The following is a 24,993-nucleotide window of genomic DNA, read 5'->3' as shown; positions in this document are numbered from 1 at the left end:
CCCTGTGGAAAATCACGTACATAGTGGGCACTCCTCCGTTCCGGCGAGTGTCTTCGCCGCCTTGTCGATGAGACCGACGTGGAAGAGTTCGCGGGTGTCGGTGGCGAGCTTCCCGATGGCGTCCCGGATCTTGTGGCCCCGCTGGACGTTCTGGACGAGCCAGACAACGCGCGGGAAGACGCCGTGCCGTTGCTGCTCGACACCAGAACGCCAGTAATCCACATACCGGCCGTTCTTCTTGTGGATGGTCGGCAGTGCCTCGGTAGTCATATCCACCTCGACAAACGCGCTGCGTTCAACGGCGGCCGTGCCGAGCTTCACGTAGGCGTCCGGCTTGACGACGACCAGCTCGCCGCCGGGACCGGTGAAGTGCCGCCAGGCTGACGGCTCAGCGTCGAAGGCGAGTAGTTCGCCGTGACCTTCGCGGTGCTGCTCGACGGTTTGAACGTAGAGTTCAGCGACGGCCAGCATGTGGTCTTGGAAGTACGGCTTGGTGTCCCAGACACGGCGGCGCTTGCCTCCGGCCGGGCCGCCGACACCGAGGACGGCTTGACCAAGCCCGCTCAGTCCGTAGATGTAGCCGGACGAGCCAGCCCGTATCCCTCCGATGGTCCGGGAGAACCTGACCACGACGCCGAGCTTGGTAAGCCGGGTCATCCAAAGCTGCGTGCGCCGAGTCCGGGCAGCGGGCGAACCATCTGCAACAAGCAGGCGCTGTATCTGCCGCAGACTCAGGATGCGCACGCGGTGAAGGGCGCCGAGCAGCGACGCGTCGCGCTCGCTGAGTCGCCGTCGCAGCCGCTCGACCTGGCCGCCGGTAGAACGAGCTGACCTCATCGTGAGATACCTCGTAACGGTGAGAGTTTCCTTGGCACAAACGGGACGACGACAGAGGAGAAGCGGCTACCGCGACCAACGCGGAACGAAGGTCGAGGCGAAGCAGGCGACCAGCCCGTCATGCCTGCCTCCGTGGCTTCTGGCCGATAGGTGCGTCGGGCGTGGTGGGTTGTCCTTGCCAGCGTTGGCGTAGCTCGTCGTCCAGGGCCGGGCCGTCCGTGCCGAACCGTGCCGCGCTCTCGCGGCGTAGAAGGGCAGGATCACTGGCCGCCGCGGTGCGCGGTGGAAGCGTCCGAACCAGGAACGGCCGGCGGGGAGTGTGGGACGTCAGCACGTCGGCGTACGCCTCGTGCGCCTGGAGTAGCGCGAGATCCTGCGCGCTCAGCTCGCCACCGAGCGCGGCGGCCAACGGCGCTCCGTCCTCGACGCTGGGGCGGAAGACCACGCGGTTCCGGGCGTTGGCGAGGATGCCCGCCTTCATGCGGGCGGGAAGCTGGGCGAGGTGCTGGTGAGCAACCGTCAGGCCGACGCCAAGGCCGCGCGCCTGGGCGAACATGTCGCCCAGGTCCACCGGTAAGTGGAGGTAGTTCTGTACCTCGTCGATTACGGCCATGACCGGGCGGCGGTTGACGGCCGGGGTCAACGCCTGGCGCTGCATCGCTTCCCAGAACTGCGTCAGCAGGAGCGCGCCGATCAGGGCGGCCGTCTCCTCCCCGATGACGCCGGTGTTCAGGTTCACCACGACGATGCGCGGTCGAGTGAACAACTCGTCCATAGAGAAGCGCGGGGTGGCCTGGCCGAGTAAGCGGCGGATGGCGGTGCGGGTCAAGAACGCCCGTGTCTTGTTCAGCACGGGCGCGATGACTTGTTGGCGCTCTGCCTCGGAGAGCGTGTCGTACCAGGCGAAGAAGGGCGCGAGGACGAGCGGGTCTGAGACCTCCGCGAGTATGCGGCGGCGGAAAGCTGCGTTGGTCAGCAGGACCGGAACGTCCGCAAGCGTGCCGTTGGTGCTTCGGGCCAACGCGATGAACGCGTGCAGGAGAACGTCACTGCTCCTCGGGCCGATGCTGCGGTCGTAGAGCGCGTGGAACAGGTGCAGCAGGTGATCGGCGCGGGCCTCGGCGTCCTCGGCTCGTCCGCGGAGCGGGTTGAAGCCGACGACCTGAGCCGACCGGCCCGGCTCGATGATGACGACGTCCTGGCGCCGCGCCGGCGGGACGGCTTGAAGCACGTCTTCTACGAGGTCCCCGCGGGGCTCGATGACCAGCACGCTCTTCCCGGCCTCCATGTCCGCCGTGATGAGCCGGGCGAGCAGGGTGGACTTACCGCTTCCTGTCGGCCCGACGACGTGCAGATGGTGAAGGGCGCTCTCCGTCGGCAGCGTGACCAGTTGATCCGGCTGACTTGGGTGCAGGCCGGCGCCGAGCACCCGGTCCGCGCGTGGAACTGGCGCACCCACCGGCACGAGCAGATCGGAAGGTGCCGGGTACTGGCGTCCGCGCAGCGTGCGTAGTGCTCCGGCTCCTTCTACCGGCCAGCCGAGCACGGCCGCCAGCTCCGCCACGTTGAGCGTTCCGGACCACCGGATACCTCGACCGCTTACGTGGTCGAGCTGGTGCGCGTCACGAGGGCTGGGACGATGAACGGCAAGTTCAGCATTGCCGCTGCCGACCAGTTGCAGCGACTCGCCCAGCGTGCGCACGATCGCACTTGCCATACCCGGTGTCGCGGCTCGCGCGGCGATGGTTCCTCGGACAGCAAGCAGCGGCTCAGCGGCCTTGCTCCGCCACTCCTTACGGTCCTGAGCCGTCACCTGAGCCACGGCGACCATTCCCAGAGCACGGGCCACGCTGAACGGCTCCGGACGCGTCACGCGCTGCTGCGCTGGGCCGACAACCCATTGCACGACGGCGCTTTCCCCGCGCCGTAAACCGCTCACGGCTTCGGCCAGTCCGGCGCTCACGCTGGATGCCATGTCCACACGGAGCGGCCGGGTAAGGCTGGTCGGCCGAACCTTCGCGGCGACGGTGGTTGAACCGGGCCGTCCTTTCGGCAGGGGCACGAGGACCAGGCCGGGAAGCTGGGCTTGCAACTGGCCGGGTAGTTCCTCGCTGATGCGCTCGTCCATGCCGACCAGCCAGCGCAGCGAACGGGACGTCGCTCGGAGTTCAAAGACGACGACCGGTGTTTTTCTGCTCCATCCGACATGAGGACGGTAGGCGAGTGGTTGAAGTCCTCGGACAACGTCTGCCCTGCTCAACTCGCGGTCAAAGTAAATTTCGGACCAGCGGAGGCCGGTAGGTGGCGCTCCTCTGGCTCGTGGGTTCTTATCGTTAGTAGGCATATCTCCCTCCTTTCGGTTTGGATTGACTTCCGAAAGTGGGCACTACTAAGCCAGCCTGACGAGGGATCTCGTCGGCGGAATGCTTTGCACTGCACACTGGTGACGGGGAAGTGAGCGTTCCCGTACACGGCGTTCACCGCCGTACGTACGCGCTCTTACTTCTCACTATGGACACGTAGCACAGTTCGTTCAACAGATTAAGCGCAAGCTACAACACCGAAGCGAATGGTTTCGCCCGGGGAGTTCATGACAGTGAAACGACTGTCGGCGTAAAGACGAACGGCTCGAATGGCCCATACCTAATGATGACACAGAATGCTTGAACTGTTCAACTGCTGAGGAGCTAAGGCATTTCACAGAAGCGAGGAGGCATACGACAAGAGAGGTCTAACCGAAAGCCATCACACTTCCATCCCACTAACGGGCGCGGCGCGCCATATTACTTTTCCCCGAAAGGAAGCCTAGAACTTATAACTCTTGAAGAAGTCTCGAAATAGCAGGTTATCGATTGACCACTTGACGGCGAAGTATAGGACAATGAGGATAATGATTACTAGTGCATACAGGAGAACGATGTCACGCTTCGATCGTTTTTTGAGTTTTTTGTCTGTCGTGCTATTCACCATACTCCATCAATAATAACATTACGGCTTCTAAAAATGAAACCTTGATGCTATAGCATGAAGATGCCCCCAAGTTTCCCTGGGGGCGTGGCTCTTCAGGGAACCGCAGGTTCACTTGCGGATCTACGAGAAGCTGTTCACCTCCGCTTCAATGACGCTTGCGTACGCCGTCTGGCCGGACGCGTTGGGGTGGTAGGACCCCCTCTGGTAGACCGTGTCGAGGTTTGGAATCACGTTGTAGAGCCACGGATTCGATCGACACAATTCGTGTCCGGCGAATGCAGATGAGGGGTCCACGTAGTGAACGTGGTCATCATTTGTCGCCGAGACCGCATCCGCGATCGTAGCGTTGAGATCGTCGTGCAACTGTCGCGCTGCCTGGACCTCGTCGCTCGCAACCGTTCGTCCCGAGGTGCTCGGATATCCATCTCCCCACACACAGGTTCCCGTGATGTCGGTGAACTCAGGGAGCAGGTTGGGGTAGCCCGCCACGACGACCTGGAGATTCGAGCCACCGAGCGACCGGATTCCCGAGAACATCGTTTCGAGCTTGGATTGAAGGGCGGCACTACTCGCGGCAGTCTGCGCATCTTCGATCGCCTGGATGCATGCATCGTGTTCGATCTGATGCTTTTCTTCTGTCGTCCCAGACTCAGTCGTCGACAGTGTGCACGTTGCGAGCACGTCGCCGAATCCGACGTCATTGCCACCTATGGTGATGGTGACGAGCTGGGTACTGCTGGACACGAACGCCGCTTGCGGCAGTTCTGTGTTCTCCTGGTTGTACTCGTTGATGATGTAGTCCGACACCGCCCCCGAGCACGCCACGAACGCCGTAGCTCCGAGGTTGAAAGTGTTCTGAACTTGACGGGGGTAAGCTGTCATGCTGCGGTGGCAGAGATTGGAGTTGTCCCGATCCGTGCCAGCCTCATAGGGCGAGTTGCCCTCTCCACTCGAATACGAGTCCCCCATGGCGACGTACTTTGCCGGGGGCGGACCCGTCGGAATGGGCTCGCCTTCGTAGCCCGGCGCGCTTGTGTTGGGGTAGGTGCTGAACACTAGTCCCGTGCGCGGGATCGGACTCGGCTTGTTGCCGAGATAGATGACATTCTGCCCGGCCTGGTTCAAGAATGATGTCTGTGAAACGACACCGTTCTGTGCGCTGAGCCGAATGACGTTCCACGTGTTGCTTGAGCCGGGTGCTATGCCCCATGAGGGCTGACCGTAGGCGTAAAAGAACGACGTGGAGACGGACGGGTCAGTGCTCCAGATGATGGACAGGTCGTCCTGACCGTTGACCAACATCCAGTGGCCGCCGTTGTCGCGAGCGTCATCGAGCGAGTCTTTCGCGGCGCCCGTCTGAACGTAGTTGTACCAGTTCGAGGAAACATCGAGATACTCGTACTGGTTGTTGACCCAATTCGGAATCTCTATCTGCTCCTTGGCGTACACGACGTTGTCGTAGTCGCTGGAGGCGAACGCTGCGGTCGGGGTGATGACCCCGAGCAGCGATGCGACCAACACCAGTAGTACGAGGACTGCTGGTCTGCGTGATGCTTGACGCACCGCGCTTCACCTTCTTTCTGCGAACTTCGATTCGGATTTTGAACGTGCGGAGACGCAAAAAAGGGCGGCTCAGCCGGATTACGGCGAACCACCCTCGGTGTCTCTTATTTCTCTTGAAGAGCCAAATTGTTTATAACATAAAGGTTCGAATAAATACAGCATAAGGGGTATGCGTGCAATTAAAAAGGAGAACCCGCTACCGGATAGGTAGCGGGCAATCCCTCGATGCAACTGCGACTTTCTACGCCCGCACCACCCGCACATCCGTCAGGTGCATGAACCGACGAACCAAGGTGAGTGCGTATTCATACGCATCCGGCCACTCGGTGAAGGTGAGCATGTCCCGGATGTAGGGGCTCCGCGGGTTGTTCAGGAACTCCACCGCGTACGCTTCGGTTTCGAGGAGCAGGCTCACCATGCCATCAGGCACGGACTTGGTGATACCCCGCCTATCAGCGGGACCGGTGAGGAGAGCATCCCCGCCGATTACCGCTGCCGTGCGGTAGTGCTTGGCGTGCAGCCACAGGAGGTACGAAGCGCGGCGGTTGAGCGGCAGTCCTTTGACGCTCCATTCGTCGTTGTAGAACAGCGAGGCCGGCGGGGTGCTGGTGTTCAGCACATGAAACTGTCCACCAAGCAGTTCTTGCATGTCCTCGACGCTCTCCGCGTCGATCTCGATGGACCGGACTTCCTTTGTCTCGTCCTCGGGGACGAAGATTCCCGTTATCACGCGACCACATACCTTCTCGCTCGTGGGACTGATTCACCGGAGCGCCGAATTGCGCTCCGGTGGGCAGCTCACGAAAGAGGTGAGTAAGCCTCGCCCTGATGACCTGCACGGTCACCAGGGCGAGGGGTTCCGCCTCAACCGCCGGGAGCGTTGGCGGGAGGCGGAGGAATGGGATTACCCGTTGCCGTTGCCGACACGGGTTCCGGGCAGCCGACCGCGCGTGCCTCGGGCGTTCTTCAGGACCTCGCTCATGTTGGGGGCGGCCTTGTTGAACTCCTCCAGGGACACGTACACGTCCTGCTTGCTGCCGTTGGGCATGGAGATCTCCAGGATCACCAGGTCCGCGCCGATGTCCGGGAACTGCTTGAGTTCCGGCACCAGCACGTCCAGCGCCTTCGGCTGGTCGATCTCCGGGTGCTGTCGGACGACGACCGCAGCGAACTGCTTGTCGTCACCCTGCTTACCGCTGAGGTCTGAGACCTTCTGGCTTACGATAGCCACTTTCTGCTCCACTCGGTTTTGTAGGTTCCGGGCCGGTCTTTGTTCCTGGCCCTGCATCCATTTATGCGCTTTCATAAGGGGTTAATCCATAGAGTTTGATGGAACTACAACACCGAAACGAACACAAAAAACGGAGAGGGGAGTACAATGAGAACATAAGCGGAGAACATTCAATGCCAAGCACAAAACTCGAAAGTCAGTCATCGGCGAAGCATCAATCGCGGAGCATAAAAAAATCCAGTCCCCGGCCGATGAAGGCAGAGGACTGGATCGCTTTGCAGCTTGCCCGAGCGCCGAAGCTTTCAGGTAAGCGCTGGCAGCGCGTCGCCACTATTCTTGGTGGTAAATAACCTCCAGGCGCTCAGGGTTGAAGCGGTTGCTCCCCTTCTTGGCTCGATGCAGGATGACCGACTGGAAAACCTCGGCGATGAGCGCGTGTCGCTGCTCCAGTTCAAGCCCAGGCCACCGCTCAACGGCGTTTGTGATGGACGGTGCTGTGTGCTTGCGGTCGTGCGCCGTCTTTTCCTTGCGGAGTTTCCTGATCTGTTCGTCCTTCTCGCCCACGAGCGGCCACACGTACGCTGCCTGCTTCGGGAACTCTTTTGCCTGTTGAAGCAGCGCGTTCTTTTCTTCCTCCAGCTCGCGTAGCTCGTCGGCTTTCTCCCACTCCTTGGCTTCTACCTTGACGGAGCGCTGCGACAGGACGCCCAGGACTATAGGGGTCAGAAGATCGTCGATTGCGTTACCGCTTCCTGCGACCTTGCCGCACCCAGGGTTCTTGCAGGCGTAGTCGAAGCGGTTATTTTCCTTCGCCTGTCCGCTGATTCGTCCGCCGCACTCACCGCAGCGCAGGGCAAGCGAGTACAGGTACTTAACGGCTCCCTGATACTGACCGGCGAATGGACGGTCTTCGCTCGTAAGGAGCGAGACAAGTTTCTGCCACCTTTCCCATTCAAGGATGGCGTCCCACTGGCCCTTTACCGGGTTGCCGTCGCCGTCGAGGAGGTAGCGCTCCCACAGCGGCTTGTCCGGCTGCCGGTAGGTGCGGATTCCAGCGATGCGCGGATTCAGGAGGATGTTCTTGATGGTCTTCTTCGGGATGCACCCGCCCTTGGAGGTACGGAACCCAGCATCGAACCACTTCTGTTCGACGGTGTGCATGTTCAGCTTGTCTTCGAGCAGCCAACCCGCCGTCGTCTTGAGGTGCTTGGACTCGTCCTCTTTGTGCGTCCGCTTGTCTTCCATGAAGCCGAACGGCCGTTGACCGCCCGCCGGAATACCGGCGCGTGCCCGTGACTTGTGGCTGATCTTGCCTTTCATGGAGATGGCTTTGGAGTACCGCGCCGACGCTTGGACGATGTACGGCGCGGCTTCACGGCCGCCCTCGGTGAGCAGATCGAGCAGACCGCTCACGTCGATGATGGGGCGGTCGTGGTATTCAACGACCTCTTTGGCGTCTTCCATGTGTCGGGGGTCTCGCGCCAAGCGGTCGTCAGCGATGACGGCCAGACCATGAATCGGTTCGCCGGTGGGAGCGAGACCCTTCTTCAGGTCTCGGATTGCGCCGTCAAAGACGGGCCGATCTACGAGCCATTTCACCGTGCCGTCCGGCTGTGGGATAGGCTTTTTCTTCCACGCGGACGTGTGCGGCTCGTCGTAGATGTGGACGACCTTGCCGCCGCGCTCCTCGATGTAGTCGGTGGCGATCCTGACCTGTTCGAGGCGGTTATTGATTTCCGCGCCGCGCGTAGGTGAAGCCTTGTAGTCGGTGCCCTTCTTTGCCTCGAACGACAGGCGCACGAGGACGCCGAAATTCATCCCCGTATAGTCGTGGCGGAGGGCTTGTTCTACGTAACCGGTGGTTGATGCGACCTGCTGCACTGCGTGATTCCTTCGTTACTAATTGTAACACGAAACCACTTCGCAAGTGCATTTTTTGTGGCCAGCGGACGACCCTCTGGTGGGACCTGCCGCTGCGTGACTCGTACCGGCTGATGCACCGCATGTACCGCATCCCCGACCGGCGTTACCGGGAGAATCTGGAGCGCTGCGTCGAACTCCTCGATCTGGGCGAGCTGTTGGAGGTCCCCGTACGTCAGCTCTCGCTCGGTCAGCGGATGCGCGGGGACATCGCGGCGGCGCTGCTGCACGATCCGGAGGTGCTGTACCTGGACGAGCCGACGATCGGTCTCGACGTGATCTCCAAGGCCAAAGTGCGGCAGTTCCTGAAGGAGTTGAACGCCGAGCGCGGGACGACGGTCCTGCTGACGACGCACGACCTCACCGACATCGAGCAGCTGTGCAACCGGGTGATGGTGATCGACCACGGCCGTCTGATGTACGACGGTTCGGTCGCCGGACTCCATGAGGCGGGGGAGAGCGAACGCATGCTGGTGGTGGACCTGGAGAGCGAACTCCCCCCGATCCAGCTGGAGTCGGCGGACGGGGCGGGCCAACCCGCCCTGCGCGCGGTGAAGGTGGAGGGCCCGCGCCAGTGGCTGGCGTTCCCCGCCGCGGCGTCGGCGGCCCCGCTGGTGGCGCGGATCGCGGCGGACTACCCGCTGGTGGACCTGTCGGTACGGGAGCCGGACATCGAGGCCGTGATCGCGAGGATGTACGAGTCGGCGGCGCCGTGACGCGGCCCCTCACCGGCCCGTCCGGGCGGCGCGCGCAGGTCGTGGGCCTGCGGGTCTGTGCCGGGAACGGGTGTGTTCAATAGGCTGCGCGGTATGACAAGTGAACGTCCGGACATGCGCGCCTCCGATACCGAGCGCGAGCGGATCGCGGAACTGCTGCGCGAGGCCGTGGCCGAGGGCCGACTGGATATGGACGAGTTCGACCAGCGCCTCGAAAAGGCCTACAAGGCCCGTACGCACGGGGAGTTGGAGCCGCTGGTCCAGGACCTGCCCGCGCCGGGCTCGGCGGTCGCTCCCGTCGGCTCGTCCGCGCCCGCCCCACTGCGGGGCTCCGCCGCGAACTGGCCCGCGCGGGTCGGCGGAGCCGCCACCTCGAAGGGAGCGTTCGCCTTCTGGGGCGGCTTCAACCGGAAGGGCCGCTGGACGGTGGCCCGGAAGTTCACCGCGTTCGCGATGTGGGGCGGCGGCGAGATCGATCTGCGCGAGGCGCACTTCGAGGACCGCGAGATCGTGATCCGCTGCTGCACGATCATGGGCGGCATCCATGTGACCGCGCCGCCGGAGCTGAACGTCGAGGTCAGAGGCATCGGCATCATGGGCGGCTTCGGCGAGGGCTCCAACGAGGACGGGGAGATCGCCCCGGACTCCCCGAGGGTGCGGATCACCGGATTCGCCCTGATGGGCGGCGTCGGCGTGGAGCGCAAGCGGACGAAGGCGGAGCGCCGTCGGCTGAAGGAGGCCAAGGAGGCGGAGCTGGAGGCGCGCCGCCGACGCGAGCTGGAGGGCCCGGACGACGACGGAGGCGGCTCCGGCGGCGGCCGCAAGCGCCTCTGAGAGCGCCCTCGGGCTCCGCAAGCGCCTCTGGAGAGAGCCCTCGGGCCCCGCAAGCGGCTCTGGGGCCCTCCGGCTCTCCTCAGCGGGTCACAGCGCGTCGGACCGGGGCGCGCGGGCCCGGTCCAGGGATTTCAGGTCCACCCGGTCGCCGAACGCGCGGTACCCGTCGTCGTTGAGGTGCAGGTGGTCGCCGGAGTCGTACGCGGCGAGCAGCCGGTTCGGCGCGGCGGGGTCGCGTACCGCCGCGTCGAAGTCGACGTACGCGTCGAAGACCGTGCCCGAGCGGATCTGCTCGTTGACCGCGTGGCGTACGGCGTCGCGCTGGGGCGTCCAGGTGAGGAAGCCCTCGAACGGGGTCAGCGTCGCGCCGACGACCCGGAGCCCGCGGGCGTGCGCCCGGTCGGTGAGGGCGCGCAGGCTGTCCACGATGCGCTGGGGGTCGGCCTCCTGTGGGCTCTGCTGTACGTCGTTGATGCCGAGCGCGATGACGACGGTCCGGGCCCCGGCGACCCCGAGGACGTCCCGGTCGAGCCGGTCCGTGCCCGACTGGCCGCCGGTGCCGCGGCCGACGCCCACGACCCGGTTGCCCGCGATGCCCGCGTTGGCGACCCCGTACCGGCCGCCCAGCCGGTCGGCGAGGACGTCGGTCCAGCGGGCGTTGGCGTCGGTGCTGGAGCCGCTGCCCGCGGTGAGGGAGTCCCCGAGGGCGACGACCGCGCCGAGCGCCTGCTCGCTGCGGACGTCCACGGCGGTCAGATAGCGCCAGTGGGTGGTGGAGAAGGTGCCGCGGTCGTCGATCAGGTACGACGTCTGGTGGGTGTAGGGGTGGTACGTGACCGGCCCGCCGCCCCGCGGGGTACGGAAGCTGACCTGGAGGTCGGAGTCGGGGGCCACGGGCACGACGACCGGGTCGCTGACGACCCGTCCGCCCACGGCGACGGTGACGGTGGCGGCGCCCTTGAAGGTCACCGGCCGGGTGTTGACGGTGGCCTGGTCGACGACCAGGGGGGTCGTGCCGAAGAGGTTGGACAGCGTGATGCGGGCGGCGTCCCCGCCGATGCTGGTGTGCACGACGTTACGGACGGTACGCCCGGGGAGCCCGCCCTCGGTGCCCGGTTCGCCGCCGACGGGGGCGGCGGTCCAGGTGGCGACCCACGAGGGGCCCGAGGCGGCGGGGTCGACCGGGTTACGGGCCGCGGCCTGGGTCTCGGCGGGCGGGAGCGGCGTCGACCGGGGGCCGGAGAGCAGCGTCGTTGCGAAGGCGACGGCGGCGGCGAGCGCGGCGGTGCCCGCCACGAGGGCGATGAGCAGGGCGTACCCCTGGCGCCTTGGCATGTGCGGTGGTTCTCCTTGTGATGATCGTGCTGGTCCCATGATGCGACAGGCCGTCGGGAACTCCACATGCGGCCCAGGAGTAGGGGAGGTAGGGACAATGCGTACGTCACGGGGGCGAGGCGTACGCGGACGGGTGGAGCGGATGGAACGGACCGGATCCGACGAGCAGGCGCAGGAGCAGGACGCGGTGGCGGCGCTGCCACCGGGACAGGGGCAGGGGCGGGAACAGGAGCCGGGGGCGGGGGCGGGCGCGGGCCCGCTGGCCTCGTTCGCGTACACCGCAGCCGACGAGGAGAAGCAGCGCGGCGTACGGCGCATGAAACTCACGGCGACCGGCCTCCTTCTGCTCGTCGCGCTCGTCTACGTCCTGGCCACCTGGGCGAAGAACTCGGGTGTGGGGGGCTGGCCGGGCTACGTCGCAGCGGCTGCCGAGGCGGGGATGGTGGGCGCGCTGGCGGACTGGTTCGCGGTGACGGCGCTCTTCCGGCGCCCGCTGGGTCTGCCCATTCCGCACACGGCCATCATCCCCACCAAGAAGGATCAGCTAGGACAGTCCCTCGGTTCCTTCGTTGGCGAGAACTTTCTCTCCGGAGACGTCATTCGTGACCGAATTCACGCTCTGGGGGTCGGCCGGCGGCTCGGTGTGTGGCTCGCGGAGCCGGCCCACGCGGACCGGGTCACCGCCGAGCTGGCGACGGCGCTGCGCGGCGCGCTGACGGTCCTTCGGGATTCGGACGTCCAGGCGGTGGTGGGCGAGGCGATCACCCGGCGGGCGAACGCCGTGGAGGTCGGCCCGGGCCTCGGCAAGATGCTGGAGAAGGTCGTCACGGACGGCGGCCACCGCAAGGTCGTCGACCTCATCTGCGTACGGGCGCACGACTGGCTGGTGGAGCACGGCGACTCGGTGATGAACGCGGTGCAGGGCGGCGCTCCCGGCTGGACGCCGAGGTTCGTGGACAAGCGGGTCGGGGAGCGGGTCTACAAGGAGCTGCTGCGGTTCGTCACGGAGATGCGGGACATGCCGGAGCACCCGGCGCGCGGCTCGATCGACACGTTCCTGACCGACTTCGCGGCCGACCTCCAGACCGACGCCGACACCCGGGCCCGGGTGGAGCGCCTGAAGTCGGAGATCCTGGGCCGGAGCGAGGTCCAGGACGTGATCGCCTCGGCCTGGTCGTCGGTCCGCACGATGATCCTCTCGGCGGCGGAGGACGAGCGCAGCGAACTGCGGCTGCGGGCGCGCGCCTCGCTGATGTCGCTGGGAGCGCGGCTGGCGAGCGACGAACGGCTCCAGGGCAAGCTGGACGGCTGGCTGGAGGACGCGGCGGTGTACGTGGTGACGACGTACCGCGCGGAGATCACGTCACTGATCAGCGACACGGTCGCGAGCTGGGACGCGGACCAGACGTCGAAGAAGATCGAGGCCCACATCGGCCGCGACCTCCAGTTCATCCGGATCAACGGCACGGTGGTGGGGGCGCTGGCGGGCCTGGCGATCTACACGGTGTCGCATGCGCTGGGGGGTTGAGGGGGCCGAGGGGGGCTCCTCGCAGGGGCCTTGGCGGCCTCTGGGGCCCGCCGCTCCGGGGGCGCACCCGTACGGTCCTGTCGTGTCCGGTACGGGTACGCACCCGGCCTACGCGGGGGAGTTGCAAGGGAGTACGGGTGCGGGGCGGCGGGCGTTCAGTCGGGGCCGGGTTTTCTTCGGCGTGGGGCGGGCTCGGCGGTGGGCGGCCGCCGGGCGCGGCCGGCGCTCAGCGGGGCGGCCCGCCGGATACGGGTCGGCGCTCAGCGCTGGGCGGCGGCCCGGCGGGTGACGGCCCAGGAGGCGGTGGCCACGCCGCCCGCGACGGCGAAGACGGCGGGCCAGGCGCCGACCTTCTTGGCGAGCGGATGGGACCCGGCGAAGGCGGCGACATAGGCGACGCTCAGCCCGGCGGCGGCACGCGGCCCGGCCTGCCGGTTCCACTCGTACGCGGCCATCGCCCCGGCGGCGGCGAGAGCGACACCACCGAGCGGCCGCTTCCGGGTCCACCGGGCGACGCCGTACCCCCCGACGAGCCCGCTCGCCGCCACCGCCGCTGCCGGAACCTTGGCCATCGCCGCCACCATCGCTTTCTGTGAGCCGTCTGTGGGTATTTCCGTGGTTCGGTACTCAGCCCGAGGCTAGCGTTCGGGGCGACGCGGCCGGAGGGCGGTACGGGGAGACGGAGAGGCTGGGGTCCGAGTGGGGGCAGCGAGCACGAGGGCGACCACGGTGACGGTGACGGTCACGGACGCAGAAGAGGCGTACGGGCCTGGCTCCGGCCCCGTACGCCTCTTCTGCACCGACCACGGCGGAGACGGCCCGCCCCTGCTCCTGCTGCACGGGCTGGCCGGGCACTGCGGCGAGTGGGAGGCGCTGGCGGCCCGGTTCGCGGCCACGCACCGGGTGATCGCCTTCGACGCGCGCGGCAGCGGGGCGAGCACGCGCCGCCCCGGGGACGTGACGCGGGCGGCGCACGTCCGTGACGTACGGGCAGTGGCGCACCGGTTCGGTCTGGCCGGAGAGGACACGGTGCTGGTCGGCCAGTCGATGGGCGGGCTTACCGCGTTGCTGACGGCGGCGGCCCACCCGGAGGTGTGCCGCGCGCTGGTTCTGATCGAGGCGGGTCCGGCGGGCCCGGCCCCGGAGCTGCCGGAGCAGATCGGGCGCTGGCTGGACTCCTGGCCGGTGCCGTTCCCGGACGTGGAGGCGGCCGAGGCGTTCTTCGGCGGCGGCCCGGCGGGCCGGGCTTGGGCGGCGGGCCTCGCACCGGGCCCCGGTGGACTGCACCCCCGCGTCGACCGGGACGTGATGGTGGCCACGGTCCAGGAGAACGCGCACCGCGACTACTGGGACGCCTGGGACCGGGTCCGCTGCCCGGCGCTGGTGCTGCGGGGCGAGAACGGCACGATGAAGCCGGACGAGGCGGACCGGATGCGGGACCGGCACCCCGCGACGCGGATCGCCGTGATCCCGGGGGCGGGGCATGACGCCCATCTGGACAACTCGGCGGCGGTGTACAGGGAGATGGCGCGTTACTTGCGCGATCTCCAGCAGTGACACCGGGCCCGGGCCCCGGTCAGGAAGCGGGCGCGCTGACGGTGATGCGGACGACGGCGGTGGCGGCGGGAACCTCGGTGCCCTTCACGCGGACCTCGTAGGTCAGCTCGTCCTCGCCGGCGTACCCGTCCCTGGCGGTGTACGTCACCGTGGCCCCGGACACCGACGCGGACCCGTGGCTGGGATCGGTGTCGATGGTCAGGGTCAGTTCGGCGGGGTCGTAGGCGTCGAGCAGGCCCGCCCGTTCGCCGCTCTCCAGGGTGATGGAGTCGTTGTCGAGGACCTCCACGTCCAGGCTGTCGCCCGCGTCCACGCTCTGCTGGTCGTCCATGAGCGCCAGGGTCCGCTTGACGGAGGATTCCTTCGCGCCGTCGTCGCTTCCACCGCACCCGGTCAGGACCAGGAGAAGCGCGCCCGCTCCCACCGCTACGCGCATCCGGAGGGCTCCGCGCAAGGACTGCCGAGACTGCTTCCCCGTCTGCATGGTTTGCCCCCAAGGCCGAACTAGGTGCGGTGGAGCAGCCGATGCTCGCAGCGCGTACGGGCGCACATCAGGGGCATGCGGGAAGCGAAGCGGAATTGTGATGAGAGCGTGTACAAGACGTGGAGGGCTCCAGCTGTCGGCCCACCGCCCTGTCGGCTTCCTGCGCCATCGCCTGATCCAGAAATGCCCGGTGACTCCGGTGCCGGTTCCGCCTCTGCCGGCCCCGGTCAGGGAGCTGATGGCGTGCGCGGGCCCGGGGGAGGAGCATGTGTTCCGCCCGCTGGGCGACGAGGCGGAGTGCGCGGACTGCCGCAGGGCGACGGCGTACGCGAGTTGGATGGTCGACACGGACACGTACGAGTTCCCCGAGGACATGACCTGGCCTGGCGGCAACGCGTGGCAGCCGTACGGAAGGCGGACGCGCTACGGACCGCCGGACGCTCACCCCAGGGCGACGCGGGCGACGACGGGCAGATGGTCGCTGCCGGTGGCGGGCAGGGTACGGATGTGGCCCACGGTGGCGGAACGGGCCATGACCTGGTCGATCCGGGCCACCGGGAAGGCGGCGGGGAAACTGAAGGCGAACCCGCGCTCGGCGACGCCCAACTGTGAGGTGAGAGGCCCCAACCCCCGATCCTCCACAACGCCGTTGAGATCCCCGAGCAGGACGACCGCCTCGACGCTCTCGTCGGCGATGGCGCGCCCCAGCAACGCGGCGCTCTCGTCCCGCCGCTGGGACGCGAGCCCGCCGGCGCCGACCCGGACGGAGGGGAGGTGGGCGACGTACGCGGCGACGTCTCCGTACGGAGAATGGACCACGGCCCGCACGCCCCGACTCCACCCCTCCTCGATGCTCGGGGGCTTGATGTCCACCACCTGCTCACCGCTGAGCGGATGCTTGGACCAGAGCCCGACGGAGCCCCGGACGAAGTGATGCGGATAGTCGGCGGCGAGGCTCTTCTCGTACACCGCCAACTGCGGATCCACCAGCTCCTCCAACGCAATGAGATCGGCCCCGACCGCACTCAACGCCCGGGCGGTCCCGGCGGGATCCCGGTTCTCATCGCTGACGTTGTGCTGCACGACGACAAGCTCCCGCCCACCGCTCTCCCCACCGGGCAGAAGCAACCCACCAAAGGCATGCACCCAAGCGCCCACCGGCAGCAGCAGAGCGACGAGGGCAACGGCGGACCGCCGAACGAGGGCGGCGACGAGCAGGACGATAACGAGGAGCCCGACCCAGGGCAGAAAGGACTCCAGCAAACTCCCAAGCCGCCCGGGCCAGTTGGGCACCAGGCGATGGAACCCCAACACCCCACCCACGACCACGGCAACCCCGGCGATCACCCACCCCCGCCGGTTCCCCGCCCCAGGTACGACCGACGTCTCCGCCGCCACTGCTCCGCCGCCGCTGCCTGTCCGTTCCACCATGTCTTTCCGTCCACTCGGCCCTGCCCCGTAGGACGAGTGGACGGAAGGATCAGTTGCCGGACAGCCCGAGGCGCCCAGTCTTGCGGCTGTGCGTGGCGGATAGAGTCGTGGACCGCGTCTCCACCAGGCGGGTCGACACCTTGGGGGTACCAGGCATGGCTACGCCTGAGCAGATCTGGGCGGACGCTGTTCTCCCCACCCGTCGGCTCGCCGGGCTCGCGCTCAACCCGTCCGTGCCGGAGAGCGTCCTGCTGCGGTTGCTCTTGGAAGCCCCGCTCGCCGCACGGATGGTGCTGTGCCGGGACCGGGCCCTGCCCGAGGCCGTCGTCGATGCTGTGATCCAGCACCCCGACACCCGCACCCGCAGCTTCTTCGCGCGCAACCCCCATGTCGATCCGGCCCAGCGAGTTCGGCTCGTGGATGATCCCGAGTGGTTTGTCCGCGCCCACCTTGCCGAGGGGCCGCAGGCGGCCGCCCTCGCCCGGCCCAGGCCGCTGCCCGACGAGGCTGTCGTCCACATGATCAGCACCTACGACGACGAACTCCTGGGCGGCTCCTTCTACCAGCAGATCTCCGCCGGGCTGCGTCGGTCCATGCCCACCCATCCTGTCGCGAAGGTCCGCCGCTGGGGGGTCGGCGAGTGGACGTCCCTGTCCGCGGACACCCGAGCCGCTCTCCTCGCAGACCCCGACGCCGAGGTGCGGGGAGCGGCTCAGCGGCATGCCCGCTACGAGGATCCGGCGTGGGTGGAGAGCACGCTTCCTGACCGACCGTGCCACGCCCGCACCGACCTGCTGCTCCACCGCCCCCTCACCCGGGCTGTGGTGGAGAGCGTCCTTTCCCGGCCCGTGGGCAAGGAGGACAAGGCGATGATCGCCGTCAACCCCACCCTCCCTCCCGACGTGGTGGTTCTCCTGGCCGCCGATCCGGACCCGGCGATACGGGTCCGGATCGCGCAACGCACAGACCTCGGACCCGCCGAGCGCCGCACGCTCATGACGGACCCCCACCCTGGCGTCCGACTGGCCGTTTCCGTCCATCCCGCGCTGAGCGAGGAGGAACGGGTCCGGATCGACTACCAGGTCCCCATGGACGACTTCTTCATCCACCACCCTGCGCCAGAGGTGCCCCGGGATCCCAGGACCGTCCGGCGCAACGCACTCTCCCACCACCCGCTGCTGCGCCGGCGGGCGGCCAAGGACCACCTGTTGACACCGGACCTCGTCGCACGCCTGGCCTCGGACGACGACCTCGGCGTACGCGTCCTGCTGGCACAGAACCACCCGGACGCCCCTGCATCACTTCTGCTGCGCAGCTTCCTCGAGTACGTAGGCCCCGAGCGCAGCCACCTCACCACCCGGCCGAACTTCCCCACCGACGGACTGGCCGTCTTCGCCGACCACGAAGACCCCGAGGTCCGGGCCTTGGCCGCCCGCGCCCCCGAAACCGACCCGACAACCGTGGCTCGGCTCACCGAGGACCCGGACCCCACCGTGAGGGCTGCGGCGGCGCGTCACCCGAATCTTCCGCAGCCCCGGCTGGCGGCACTCCTCGACGACGAGGAGTTGGCCCACCATGCGGCGGCGAACGCGGCACTCCCCCCGGACACGATCCGCCGACTCCTACAGACGAGCGGACGGCGGGCAAGGCCGCCGGAGTAGAGAAGCTCCCGCCCCGCGTCCGGCCCACCATTGCCCATCCTATCGAAATTCGATAGATTACCATCGTGGTTCGATAGGAGAGGGATAGGCCATGGGAAAGCTGACAGTGCGGGCGCTGCGCGCCGTGCTCGTGGTGGTGCTCGCCGGCACCGTGTTTGTACAGGCCCTGATGGCGTGGGCGCTGATCATCGGGAACGACCCGGAGGACGGTTCGCTGCCGCTGACCCCGCTGCGGGTGATCACGATCCTGGGCATCGGGACGGCCCAGGTCGCCATGGTCTGCGTCTGGCGGTTGGTGACGATGGTGCGACGCGGAACCGTGTTCTCCCACGCCGCCTTCCGGTACGTGGACGCCATCATCGGCGCGATCGTCGCGGCCGCTCTCGTGTGGTTCGCCGTCACGGCCCTGAACGCCCCCGGCCAGCGGGACGACCCGGGCGTCACCCTCATCATGGGCGGGGTGGGTCTGGCCATCCTGGGAATCGCGCTCATCGTGCTCGTCCTGCGGATGCTGCTCGCCCAGGCCGTCGCCCGCGATGTCGAAGCGGCGGAGATGCAGGCCGAGTTGGACGAGGTGATCTGATGCCGATCGTCGTCGACATCGACGTGATGCTGGCCCGGCGGAAGATGTCGGTGGGCGAACTCGCGGACCGCGTGGGGATCACCCCAGCCAACCTGGCGGTACTGAAGAATGGCCGAGCGAAGGCGGTGCGCTTCTCGACGCTGGCCGCCCTCTGTGAGGTGCTGGCGTGCCAGCCGGGGGACCTGCTCCGCTGGGAGGCGGAGGACGTCGAGGGTGCCGAGGGTGTTGCGAGCGAAGGAACAACCGCACCCGCCGACGCGCCCGGGGCGGCAACACCCCGGCCGCCGAGGTAGGGCACGAACGGTCCGCTTCCATCACGGGTCGGCGCCGCATCGGCGTCCAGCGCCGAGCCCGGGACGGTGCCCACCACCCACTCGGCCTCGATGGCGAGGTGTATCCGTATCTCGGGAGCGCGCGCTGAGTCGGCGGCAGCGTCCTTCGGCCGGACAGACCCGAAGGACGACCGCCGCCCAGCCGTTCAGCACCGCGTTCGACGACGCCCGAACGGGTCATAGCCGTGCTGGGCGATGCCTACCTGGCGACGATGTCTGCCTGATGGGAGGTGAACCGCTCCGGGAGCCGCGGGTGTCCACCGCCTGCGAAGGCGTAACCCCCGCCCTCCCCATCGAAGCGATAGACCCCCTGGCTACCCGTGATCTGGTACAGGCCCGTGGCCTCTCCGGGCTTCAGGTGGAAAGGCTTGACGAAGAGGATGTAGCGCTGCCCCTTCACCAGGATCGCGCCAGTGTCCTCAAGGTCCATTCCTGCCCTTCCGAGCTGAAGGACCGGAAAGGACTTCGCCGGCGACTTGCCCCACAGCACCTCGTCGACTGTCACGGTAGTGACGCTGGTGGGCACCTCGTTGAGGGCCTCCTCCTCATTGCCCTTCACGGTCACTTTGACGGCTGCGATGCTGTCCTGTCTCAGCTCGGCGAACGAGTCGTAGTCCTTGACCCGGCTGACGTGCAGCGCCGAACGACTGGCTTCCTGTGCATCGCCCCCCGACCCTACGGCGCCACATCCGGTCGCGAGCAGCGCTGTTGCGCAGACCGACAGCGCAATAGCCTTCACAGATTTCATTTTCCCTCCCCTGGGTTCGTGGTCAGTAGAGTGCGTTGGCGCCGTTGATGTCGTCCTGGGCAGGTGTGGACCGCCCGCATTCGTCGTACCGAACGCTGGTCGTCGGATGCATGATGACGCAGGAAGACCTGTGGGCGAGGCCGAGCGCGTGCCCGACTTCGTGCACGTAGACGGACTGCTTCTTCGCTCCGGAATAGCTGTCCGTGTAGTACCGGTTCAGCCATGCCGTGTTGGTTTCTGCCCAGTACCCGTTACGGCACTTGAGCAGGGGGTTGTCAGACGTTGGGTTGACCCCGGATGCATCGAGGAGGATTCCATCGAAGCCGGTGTTGCCGAAGTTCCCGTCGGCGAGGCGCAGATTCGCCCCGGAGCTCACGGCGGCGAAGTTGAACTGCGTCGAGGTGGAGTTCCATCTCGATATGGCCCACTGGGCCGGATTTGAATACTCGTTCCGGGATGTGGTGTCGGTCCACCTGAGCGAGTTTCCAGCCGTGTTGTACTTGCAGCCGATCAAATTGTAGGCAGAAACCTCGGTTGAGACCATCGCCAGCGATCCCAGCGCCACAGAAGTCACGACGATCCCGCGGAACGCCAGATTGAACGCCCTTCTCATTTCCCCTCCCACTGCCGTGTTTCGACTCGATTCGATCGCGTGAATGCTAGATGCAGATTCAGGTGAAGGGGCCCTGGAAAGTTTTAGGTTGCGCCGAGCGAGACGTGTACCGCGGCGGCGCGCATCTCGCTGTAATCTTTGAATTCACTTCGATTCAATCTTCCATCCTCCCGGAGTGAAGAGCGGCAGCGGTATCTAGCAGTACCCATTGCCCTGGCGGCCTCCGTCGGGGGCGAGCTCTCCGCGCAGCCGAACGCGGCCGCCCGCTTGCCGTCCCAACTCTCGATGTGAGGCACTGCTCAGGTGGGCGCGATCCGCCGGAGCCGGGACGGCAAGAGGCTGTCAGCCGGCGGCGATTGCCGAGTAGGTCAACACGTCGGCCGGGATCTGATGGAAGAGCTTCCACTCGATCGCCATCGGATTGCTGCCTGTGTGCTTGACGTACTCCGCTGGCCCCATAAGCATCCACGGCTGGGGTCCACCGATATCCGTCTGCTTGTATCGGCGTACGAAGAGCAGGACGTGAGTGCCCTTCTCCTTGTGGGTCTGGTAGCGGATGCCGGTGGGTGAGCGCTCCGAGGTCTGGTTCTGTGACTCCCAGTGGAACAAGGAGTCATTGAGGGCGTAGTCCCTGTAACGGGTCTCGGGTGAGAAGTCCTTCTCGTCCTTTTCCAGGGTGACGAGCAGGGCATCGGTCTGGATGTTCTCGCACCACTTCACACCTTCGCGGAAGTGCCCCGGCTTTCGACCATCCACGGAGGCCTGGCCCAGGGCGGGCAGAATCTCTTCGCGGCTGTACGAAGCGTGGATGGTCAGCGGGATGCCCGCGTGCGCCCCGAGGAGCGGCACGGGTACGTGGTCGGCCTGCTGTAGGACGTGAGCCAGTACCTGACGCAACTCGTCCCGGAACGCATGCTGATCGCGCAGTGAGTCCAGCCCAGCTTGGTAGCTGGGGAAGTCTCCGCCCAGCGGCCAGAGCGAGAAGAAGAACATGCGGGCGTACCCCTGTTCCTGCTCGCTGAGCTCGTCGTAGTTAGGAGCGTCGTCGGCCAGCAACTTGCTGTACGCCGCAACGCGCAGCGGGTCATCGACGTGCAAGAAGGCCGAGACCCGCTTGAGGAGGGGCAACTCGCCTTCAGGACCGACCGCGTCCAGGAGCTTCGCCCGACGCAGGAGACCTGTCCATGAGTTTCCGTTGCCTCGGTAGAGCTCCTTGAGCTCCCGACCGCTTTCCCTGAGGAAGTCCGCAAGCCGTGGCTTCGCGTAGGAAGCCACCTCGCGGGCCAACTGCGTGACATTGACCGCGATCTGCGTGCGGATGTTGTCGATGATCAGGTCCTTGGCCTTCGTTTCAAGGATGATCTGGCAGCCAGAGGGGAGCTGAGGGAAGTCCTGCTCGATGCTGTCGAGAAGGCGGTTGCGCGTCAGGTTCGTCAGCGCGCGGAACTGTTCTTCGAACCGGAACTCCTTGCGGTGCTGACCGATGAAGTCCAAGACGGTGAGGACTGCCTTGTCCTCGGTGCGACGCAATCCCCGCCCCAACTGCTGGAGGAAGACCGTGGCGCTGGAGGTGGGGCGCAGCAGGAGCAAGGTGTCGACGTCGGGGATGTCGAGTCCCTCGTTGAACAGGTCTACGGAGAAGATGACTTGGAGTGCTCCCGAGCGCAGGTCATCGAGTGCTGCCTTGCGGTCGGATGCAGGAGTCTCACCAGAGAGGGCGACTGCGTTGAGGCCTGCCCGTCGGAAGAAGTCGGCCATGAAGTGTGCGTGCGCGACCGACACGCAGAACCCCAGGGCACGCATCGAGTCAGGGTCGGTGACCTTGTCCTTCACCGCTTGCACCACGAGCCGAGCTCGTGCGTCGTTGCCCGTGAACAGGTTGCTCAGCGCTGTCGAGTCGTAGGCTCCACGCTTCCACGTGACAGCGCTCATGTCCGTGTTGTCAGTGACGCCGAAATAGTGGAAGGGGCTCAGGAGCTCGTTCTCCAGTGCCTCCCAGAGCCGCATCTCCGCCGCGATCCGACCGTCGAAGAACTCGTCCTGGATGTTCAAGCCATCCATGCGTTCCGGGGTCGCCGTCAGCCCCAAGAGTTCCTGGGGCTGGAAGTGGTCCACGATCTTGCGGTAGGTGGGTGACGTGCCGTGATGGAACTCGTCGATCACGATGACGTCGAAGTGATCCGGGGCGATACGGTCCAGAGCCTGCGTCGTGAGCGACTGGACGCTGGCGAACACGTGGGTCCATCGGCTGGGGATCTCGCCACTGAACAACAACTCACCGAAGTTCGCATCGATGAGAACGTTCTGGTAGACGCGCAAGGACTGCTCCAGAATCTCCTTGCGATGCGCCACGAAGAGCAGACGTGGGTCACGGTCGAGGGTCTGACGCAGACGCTTGAAGTCCAGCGCCGCCATGACGGTCTTCCCCGTACCCGTAGCCGCGACGAGAAGATTGCGGTGTCGGTCGTGCACCGTGCGCTCGACTTCGAGGCGTTCGAGCATGTCCCGCTGGTGTGGGTACGGGCGTACCTCCAGGCCGGAAAGAGTGATGCTCGTAGATCCGGGGCGGCCACTGCCACCAGCCCGGGACAGGGCATCGTCCAGCCGCTGGGCGTCCCTGTCAGGGGCGTACGACTCGAAAGCCGGCTCACTCCAGTAGGCGTCGAAGGTCGCCTCGAACTTGCGGATCACCGAGGGCGTTGCGACGGAGGAGAGCCGGACGTTCCATTCGAGCCCGTCGAGGAGGGCGGCCTTGGAGAGGTTTGAGCTGCCGACGTACGCCGTGTCGAAACCGCTGTCACGGCGGAAGAGCCACGCCTTGGCGTGAAGACGGGTCGAGCGAAGCTCGTAGTTGACCTTCACCTCGGCGCCGAAGTCTCGCACTAGCCGGTCCAGAGCGCGGCGCTCGGTGGCGCCGATGTACGTAGTCGTGAGTACACGGATGGGAATGCCGCGCTCACGCGCCGACGACAGGGACTTTTCCAAGACGCGGAGTCCGTGCCACTTCACGAATGCGCAGAGGAGGTCGACTCGGTCGGCGGTGGCCAGCTCGGAGCGCAGCTCGAAGCCGAGACTGGGGTCCTCGGGAGAGTTCGTGATGAGCGCCGTCTCGGACAGCGGGGTCGCTGGGCGTATGGCGTAGACGCCGGGCGCCTCCTGCTCCGCGACGGCCAACAGCTGTCGCGGCCCATCGGTGACGAGGTCGACCCACTCTGTCGCGCCTTCGATCGTATTCAGCGATTCCAGTATGTGATTGGCCGCAATCACCTGCTCGGCAGGGGTGAGGCCTTGGAGCACCCGGCGCACTGTGGCACCGATATGGCGGGAGAGGACATGGGGCGCCGATTCTGTGCCAACTGAGGCTTCGACGGAGTGCCAGCCCGCGGAGTCGAGCTGCTTCATCCGCTCAGCGAGCCGATGCGTGATGAGCGATTCATAGAGCCCAGCAACCGGCGCTTCAACCGAAAAGTCGTTGGGCATGCCCCGAGTCCCCCTCATTTGGCTGCGTTCTGCATATGCAGTTGTATCAAGGAGGTCTGACAGCCGGGCCCGATGGCTGGCGAAAGCAGCAGGGGCTGCCGCCCGAGAAGTCGTGGGCGGCAGCCCCTGCCAGGGATGTGACGCAGAGGCCTCAGCCCCCGTGGCACCCCCCATAAGCCTCCCCCGACCCGCACCAGCAGGCGGCCGTGCGGGACGGGGGCCATGGGGTTGCGCGGCCTCGGGCGGCGAGGGTTGTGGCGTATTGGGGGAGCAGGCCCGGGTCGGACGGGGAGGCGGCCTCCGAGGCGGCGAATGCCTCGTACGAGGGGACCGTGCCCGTGACGATGCCCAGGTTCGGGGTGCCCGTCGCCTGGAGGTCGCGCAGGGACGCCTCCAGGCGGGCCAGGTGGGTCGTGTGGTCCACGTACTCCTCGGTCAACTCCGGGTACGTCGTGAGCAGTTCGCGGAGCTCCTGTTCCGGCCAGTGCAGTACCGCCACCGGGAACGGGCGGGACAGCGCCGTGCGGTACGTGCCCAGCTCCGCGCGCAGCCGGGCGATCTCGGCCTTCAGCTCCACCGGGTCCGATGAGCCCAGCGACCACAGGCGCTTCGGGTCGTGCAGTTCGTCCAGCGGCACCGGGGCCGTGTGCAGCTCGCCCGCCAGCTCGTCCCAGGCGTCGTGCCCCAGGCCCATCAGCCTGCGCACCCGGTGGCGGCCGGTCAGCAGGGACTGCGTGGCGTACGGGACCTCCTCGCCCGGGGCCAGCAGCAGAGTCAGCGCGGTCGAGAAGAAGTCGTGCGCCGACTCCAGCTCGTCGTGCGCCTCCAGGGTCTCCGCGGCCACCTGCCACGGCGCGGCGTTCAGCGGGCCGGCGGTTCGGATGCCGTCGATGATCGCCCGGGCCTCGGCCTCGTGACCGTACTCCCAGAGATTGGCCGCTTTCAGGGCCTTGATCAGGTGCGGGTTGTCGACGGTCGCCTCGGGGGCGGCGAGCAGGTCGTCGTAGAGCGTGCTCGCGCGGGCGCGGTCGCCCGCGAGTTCCAGGTGGGCCGCGGCCTGGAGGATCAGCGGTTCGTGGTCCTCGGGGTACTGCGCCGCGGTGCGGAGCAGACGCTCGGCTTCGGTCGTGTGGTCGGCAGGCGTGTCGGGGCGCATGGATCACACGGTAC

Annotated in this window: 20 protein-coding genes and 1 pseudogene; 7 read left to right on the top strand and 14 right to left on the bottom strand. The window is 66.6% G+C overall.

The genetic code is table 11. The annotated features are described in order from the left end of the window. Positions 1-12: 12 nt before the first annotated feature. The 6 genes from A3Q37_RS22565 to A3Q37_RS22540 form a co-directional block, all read right to left on the bottom strand. Positions 13-837, bottom strand: coding sequence for a replication-relaxation family protein (locus A3Q37_RS22565; protein WP_065487450.1), 825 nt, complete (start codon positions 835-837; stop codon positions 13-15). A gap of 118 nt (positions 838-955) precedes the next feature. Then, positions 956-2,965 carry a type IV secretory system conjugative DNA transfer family protein gene (locus A3Q37_RS22560; RefSeq protein ID WP_176711485.1) on the bottom strand — a complete coding sequence of 670 codons (2,010 nt, stop codon included), beginning with the start codon at positions 2,963-2,965 and terminating at the stop codon, positions 956-958. Positions 2,966-3,927: 962 nt separating this feature from the next. Continuing rightward, positions 3,928-5,370, bottom strand: a complete 1,443-nt coding sequence (locus tag A3Q37_RS22555; RefSeq protein ID WP_141693592.1) for an SGNH/GDSL hydrolase family protein — start codon at positions 5,368-5,370, stop codon at positions 3,928-3,930. A 241-nt stretch (positions 5,371-5,611) separates the two neighbouring features. After that, positions 5,612-6,100, bottom strand: coding sequence for a DUF3846 domain-containing protein (locus A3Q37_RS22550; RefSeq protein ID WP_065487448.1), 489 nt, complete (start codon positions 6,098-6,100; stop codon positions 5,612-5,614). A gap of 174 nt (positions 6,101-6,274) precedes the next feature. After that, on the bottom strand, positions 6,275-6,601 hold the full coding sequence (locus A3Q37_RS22545; RefSeq protein WP_141693591.1) for a hypothetical protein: 327 nt from the start codon (positions 6,599-6,601) through the stop codon (positions 6,275-6,277). Between the two features lie 330 nt (positions 6,602-6,931). Next, entirely contained in the window at positions 6,932-8,482 is a 1,551-nt protein-coding gene (locus tag A3Q37_RS22540) for a recombinase family protein (RefSeq protein ID WP_141693590.1), read from the bottom strand. A 59-nt stretch (positions 8,483-8,541) separates the two neighbouring features. Here A3Q37_RS22540 and A3Q37_RS22535 point away from each other — a divergent pair. Together A3Q37_RS22535 and A3Q37_RS22530 are read left to right on the top strand one after the other, a co-directional pair. Next, positions 8,542-9,237 (top strand): annotated as a pseudogene (locus tag A3Q37_RS22535) (AAA family ATPase); the annotation flags it as partial. Between the two features lie 114 nt (positions 9,238-9,351). Continuing rightward, positions 9,352-10,071: a DUF1707 domain-containing protein gene (locus A3Q37_RS22530; RefSeq protein ID WP_065487445.1), complete on the top strand. Its 720-nt coding sequence runs from the start codon at positions 9,352-9,354 to the stop codon at positions 10,069-10,071. An 87-nt stretch (positions 10,072-10,158) separates the two neighbouring features. Here the strand turns inward: A3Q37_RS22530 and A3Q37_RS22525 are convergent, their stop codons facing one another. After that, the gene (locus A3Q37_RS22525; RefSeq protein WP_065487444.1) at positions 10,159-11,406 is read right to left on the bottom strand and encodes an SGNH/GDSL hydrolase family protein; all 1,248 of its coding nucleotides are present in this window, start codon (positions 11,404-11,406) and stop codon (positions 10,159-10,161) included. 142 nt (positions 11,407-11,548) lie between these two features. Here A3Q37_RS22525 and A3Q37_RS22520 point away from each other — a divergent pair, with 142 nt between their 5' ends. Continuing rightward, entirely contained in the window at positions 11,549-12,934 is a 1,386-nt protein-coding gene (locus tag A3Q37_RS22520) for a DUF445 domain-containing protein (protein ID WP_255311905.1), read from the top strand. Positions 12,935-13,194: 260 nt separating this feature from the next. Here A3Q37_RS22520 and A3Q37_RS22515 read toward each other — a convergent pair whose 3' ends face one another. After that, positions 13,195-13,506, bottom strand: a complete 312-nt coding sequence (locus A3Q37_RS22515; RefSeq protein ID WP_065487541.1) for a hypothetical protein — start codon at positions 13,504-13,506, stop codon at positions 13,195-13,197. A 163-nt stretch (positions 13,507-13,669) separates the two neighbouring features. Here A3Q37_RS22515 and A3Q37_RS22510 point away from each other — a divergent pair, with 163 nt between their 5' ends. Beyond that, positions 13,670-14,491 carry an alpha/beta fold hydrolase gene (locus tag A3Q37_RS22510; protein ID WP_255311904.1) on the top strand — a complete coding sequence of 274 codons (822 nt, stop codon included), beginning with the start codon at positions 13,670-13,672 and terminating at the stop codon, positions 14,489-14,491. A 19-nt stretch (positions 14,492-14,510) separates the two neighbouring features. On the opposite strand, the gene A3Q37_RS22505 is transcribed toward A3Q37_RS22510, so the two are convergent. Further along, positions 14,511-14,927 carry an Ig-like domain-containing protein gene (locus A3Q37_RS22505; protein ID WP_255311903.1) on the bottom strand — a complete coding sequence of 139 codons (417 nt, stop codon included), beginning with the start codon at positions 14,925-14,927 and terminating at the stop codon, positions 14,511-14,513. A 489-nt stretch (positions 14,928-15,416) separates the two neighbouring features. Further along, a complete protein-coding gene (locus A3Q37_RS22500) occupies positions 15,417-16,406 on the bottom strand; it encodes an endonuclease/exonuclease/phosphatase family protein (protein WP_079137930.1) in 990 nt (329 codons plus the stop codon). Between the two features lie 155 nt (positions 16,407-16,561). On the opposite strand from A3Q37_RS22500, the gene A3Q37_RS22495 reads away from it, so the two are divergent. The 3 genes from A3Q37_RS22495 to A3Q37_RS22485 all read left to right on the top strand — a co-directional run bounded on the left by A3Q37_RS22495 (position 16,562) and on the right by A3Q37_RS22485 (position 18,943). Next, positions 16,562-18,067 (top strand): hypothetical protein, encoded by a 1,506-nt coding sequence (locus tag A3Q37_RS22495; protein ID WP_065487539.1) that lies wholly within the window; start codon positions 16,562-16,564, stop codon positions 18,065-18,067. A gap of 91 nt (positions 18,068-18,158) precedes the next feature. Next, entirely contained in the window at positions 18,159-18,650 is a 492-nt protein-coding gene (locus tag A3Q37_RS22490; protein ID WP_065487440.1) for a DUF2975 domain-containing protein, read from the top strand. After that, the gene (locus A3Q37_RS22485) at positions 18,650-18,943 is read left to right on the top strand and encodes a helix-turn-helix transcriptional regulator (protein ID WP_255311902.1); all 294 of its coding nucleotides are present in this window, start codon (positions 18,650-18,652) and stop codon (positions 18,941-18,943) included. Before A3Q37_RS22490 ends, A3Q37_RS22485 begins: the two co-directional genes overlap by 1 nt. Positions 18,944-19,181: 238 nt before the next feature. Here A3Q37_RS22485 and A3Q37_RS22480 read toward each other — a convergent pair whose 3' ends face one another. The 4 genes from A3Q37_RS22480 to A3Q37_RS22465 all read right to left on the bottom strand — a co-directional run bounded on the left by A3Q37_RS22480 (position 19,182) and on the right by A3Q37_RS22465 (position 24,979). Then, complete coding sequence (locus A3Q37_RS22480) at positions 19,182-19,730, bottom strand: hypothetical protein (RefSeq protein WP_141693589.1); 549 nt, start codon at positions 19,728-19,730, stop codon at positions 19,182-19,184. Between the two features lie 22 nt (positions 19,731-19,752). Beyond that, on the bottom strand, positions 19,753-20,343 hold the full coding sequence (locus A3Q37_RS35885; protein ID WP_079137929.1) for a matrixin family metalloprotease: 591 nt from the start codon (positions 20,341-20,343) through the stop codon (positions 19,753-19,755). Positions 20,344-20,685: 342 nt separating this feature from the next. Continuing rightward, complete coding sequence (locus tag A3Q37_RS22470; RefSeq protein ID WP_065487437.1) at positions 20,686-23,823, bottom strand: DUF3427 domain-containing protein; 3,138 nt, start codon at positions 23,821-23,823, stop codon at positions 20,686-20,688. Between the two features lie 151 nt (positions 23,824-23,974). After that, positions 23,975-24,979, bottom strand: a complete 1,005-nt coding sequence (locus A3Q37_RS22465; RefSeq protein ID WP_065487436.1) for an SEC-C domain-containing protein — start codon at positions 24,977-24,979, stop codon at positions 23,975-23,977. Positions 24,980-24,993 lie beyond the last annotated feature (14 nt).

This window comes from Streptomyces sp. PTY087I2 (assembly GCF_001687325.1).
Lineage (GTDB): Bacteria > Actinomycetota > Actinomycetes > Streptomycetales > Streptomycetaceae > Streptomyces.
The sequence above is the reverse complement of the archived record's forward strand: the minus strand, read 5'-3'. Positions and strand labels throughout refer to the sequence as shown.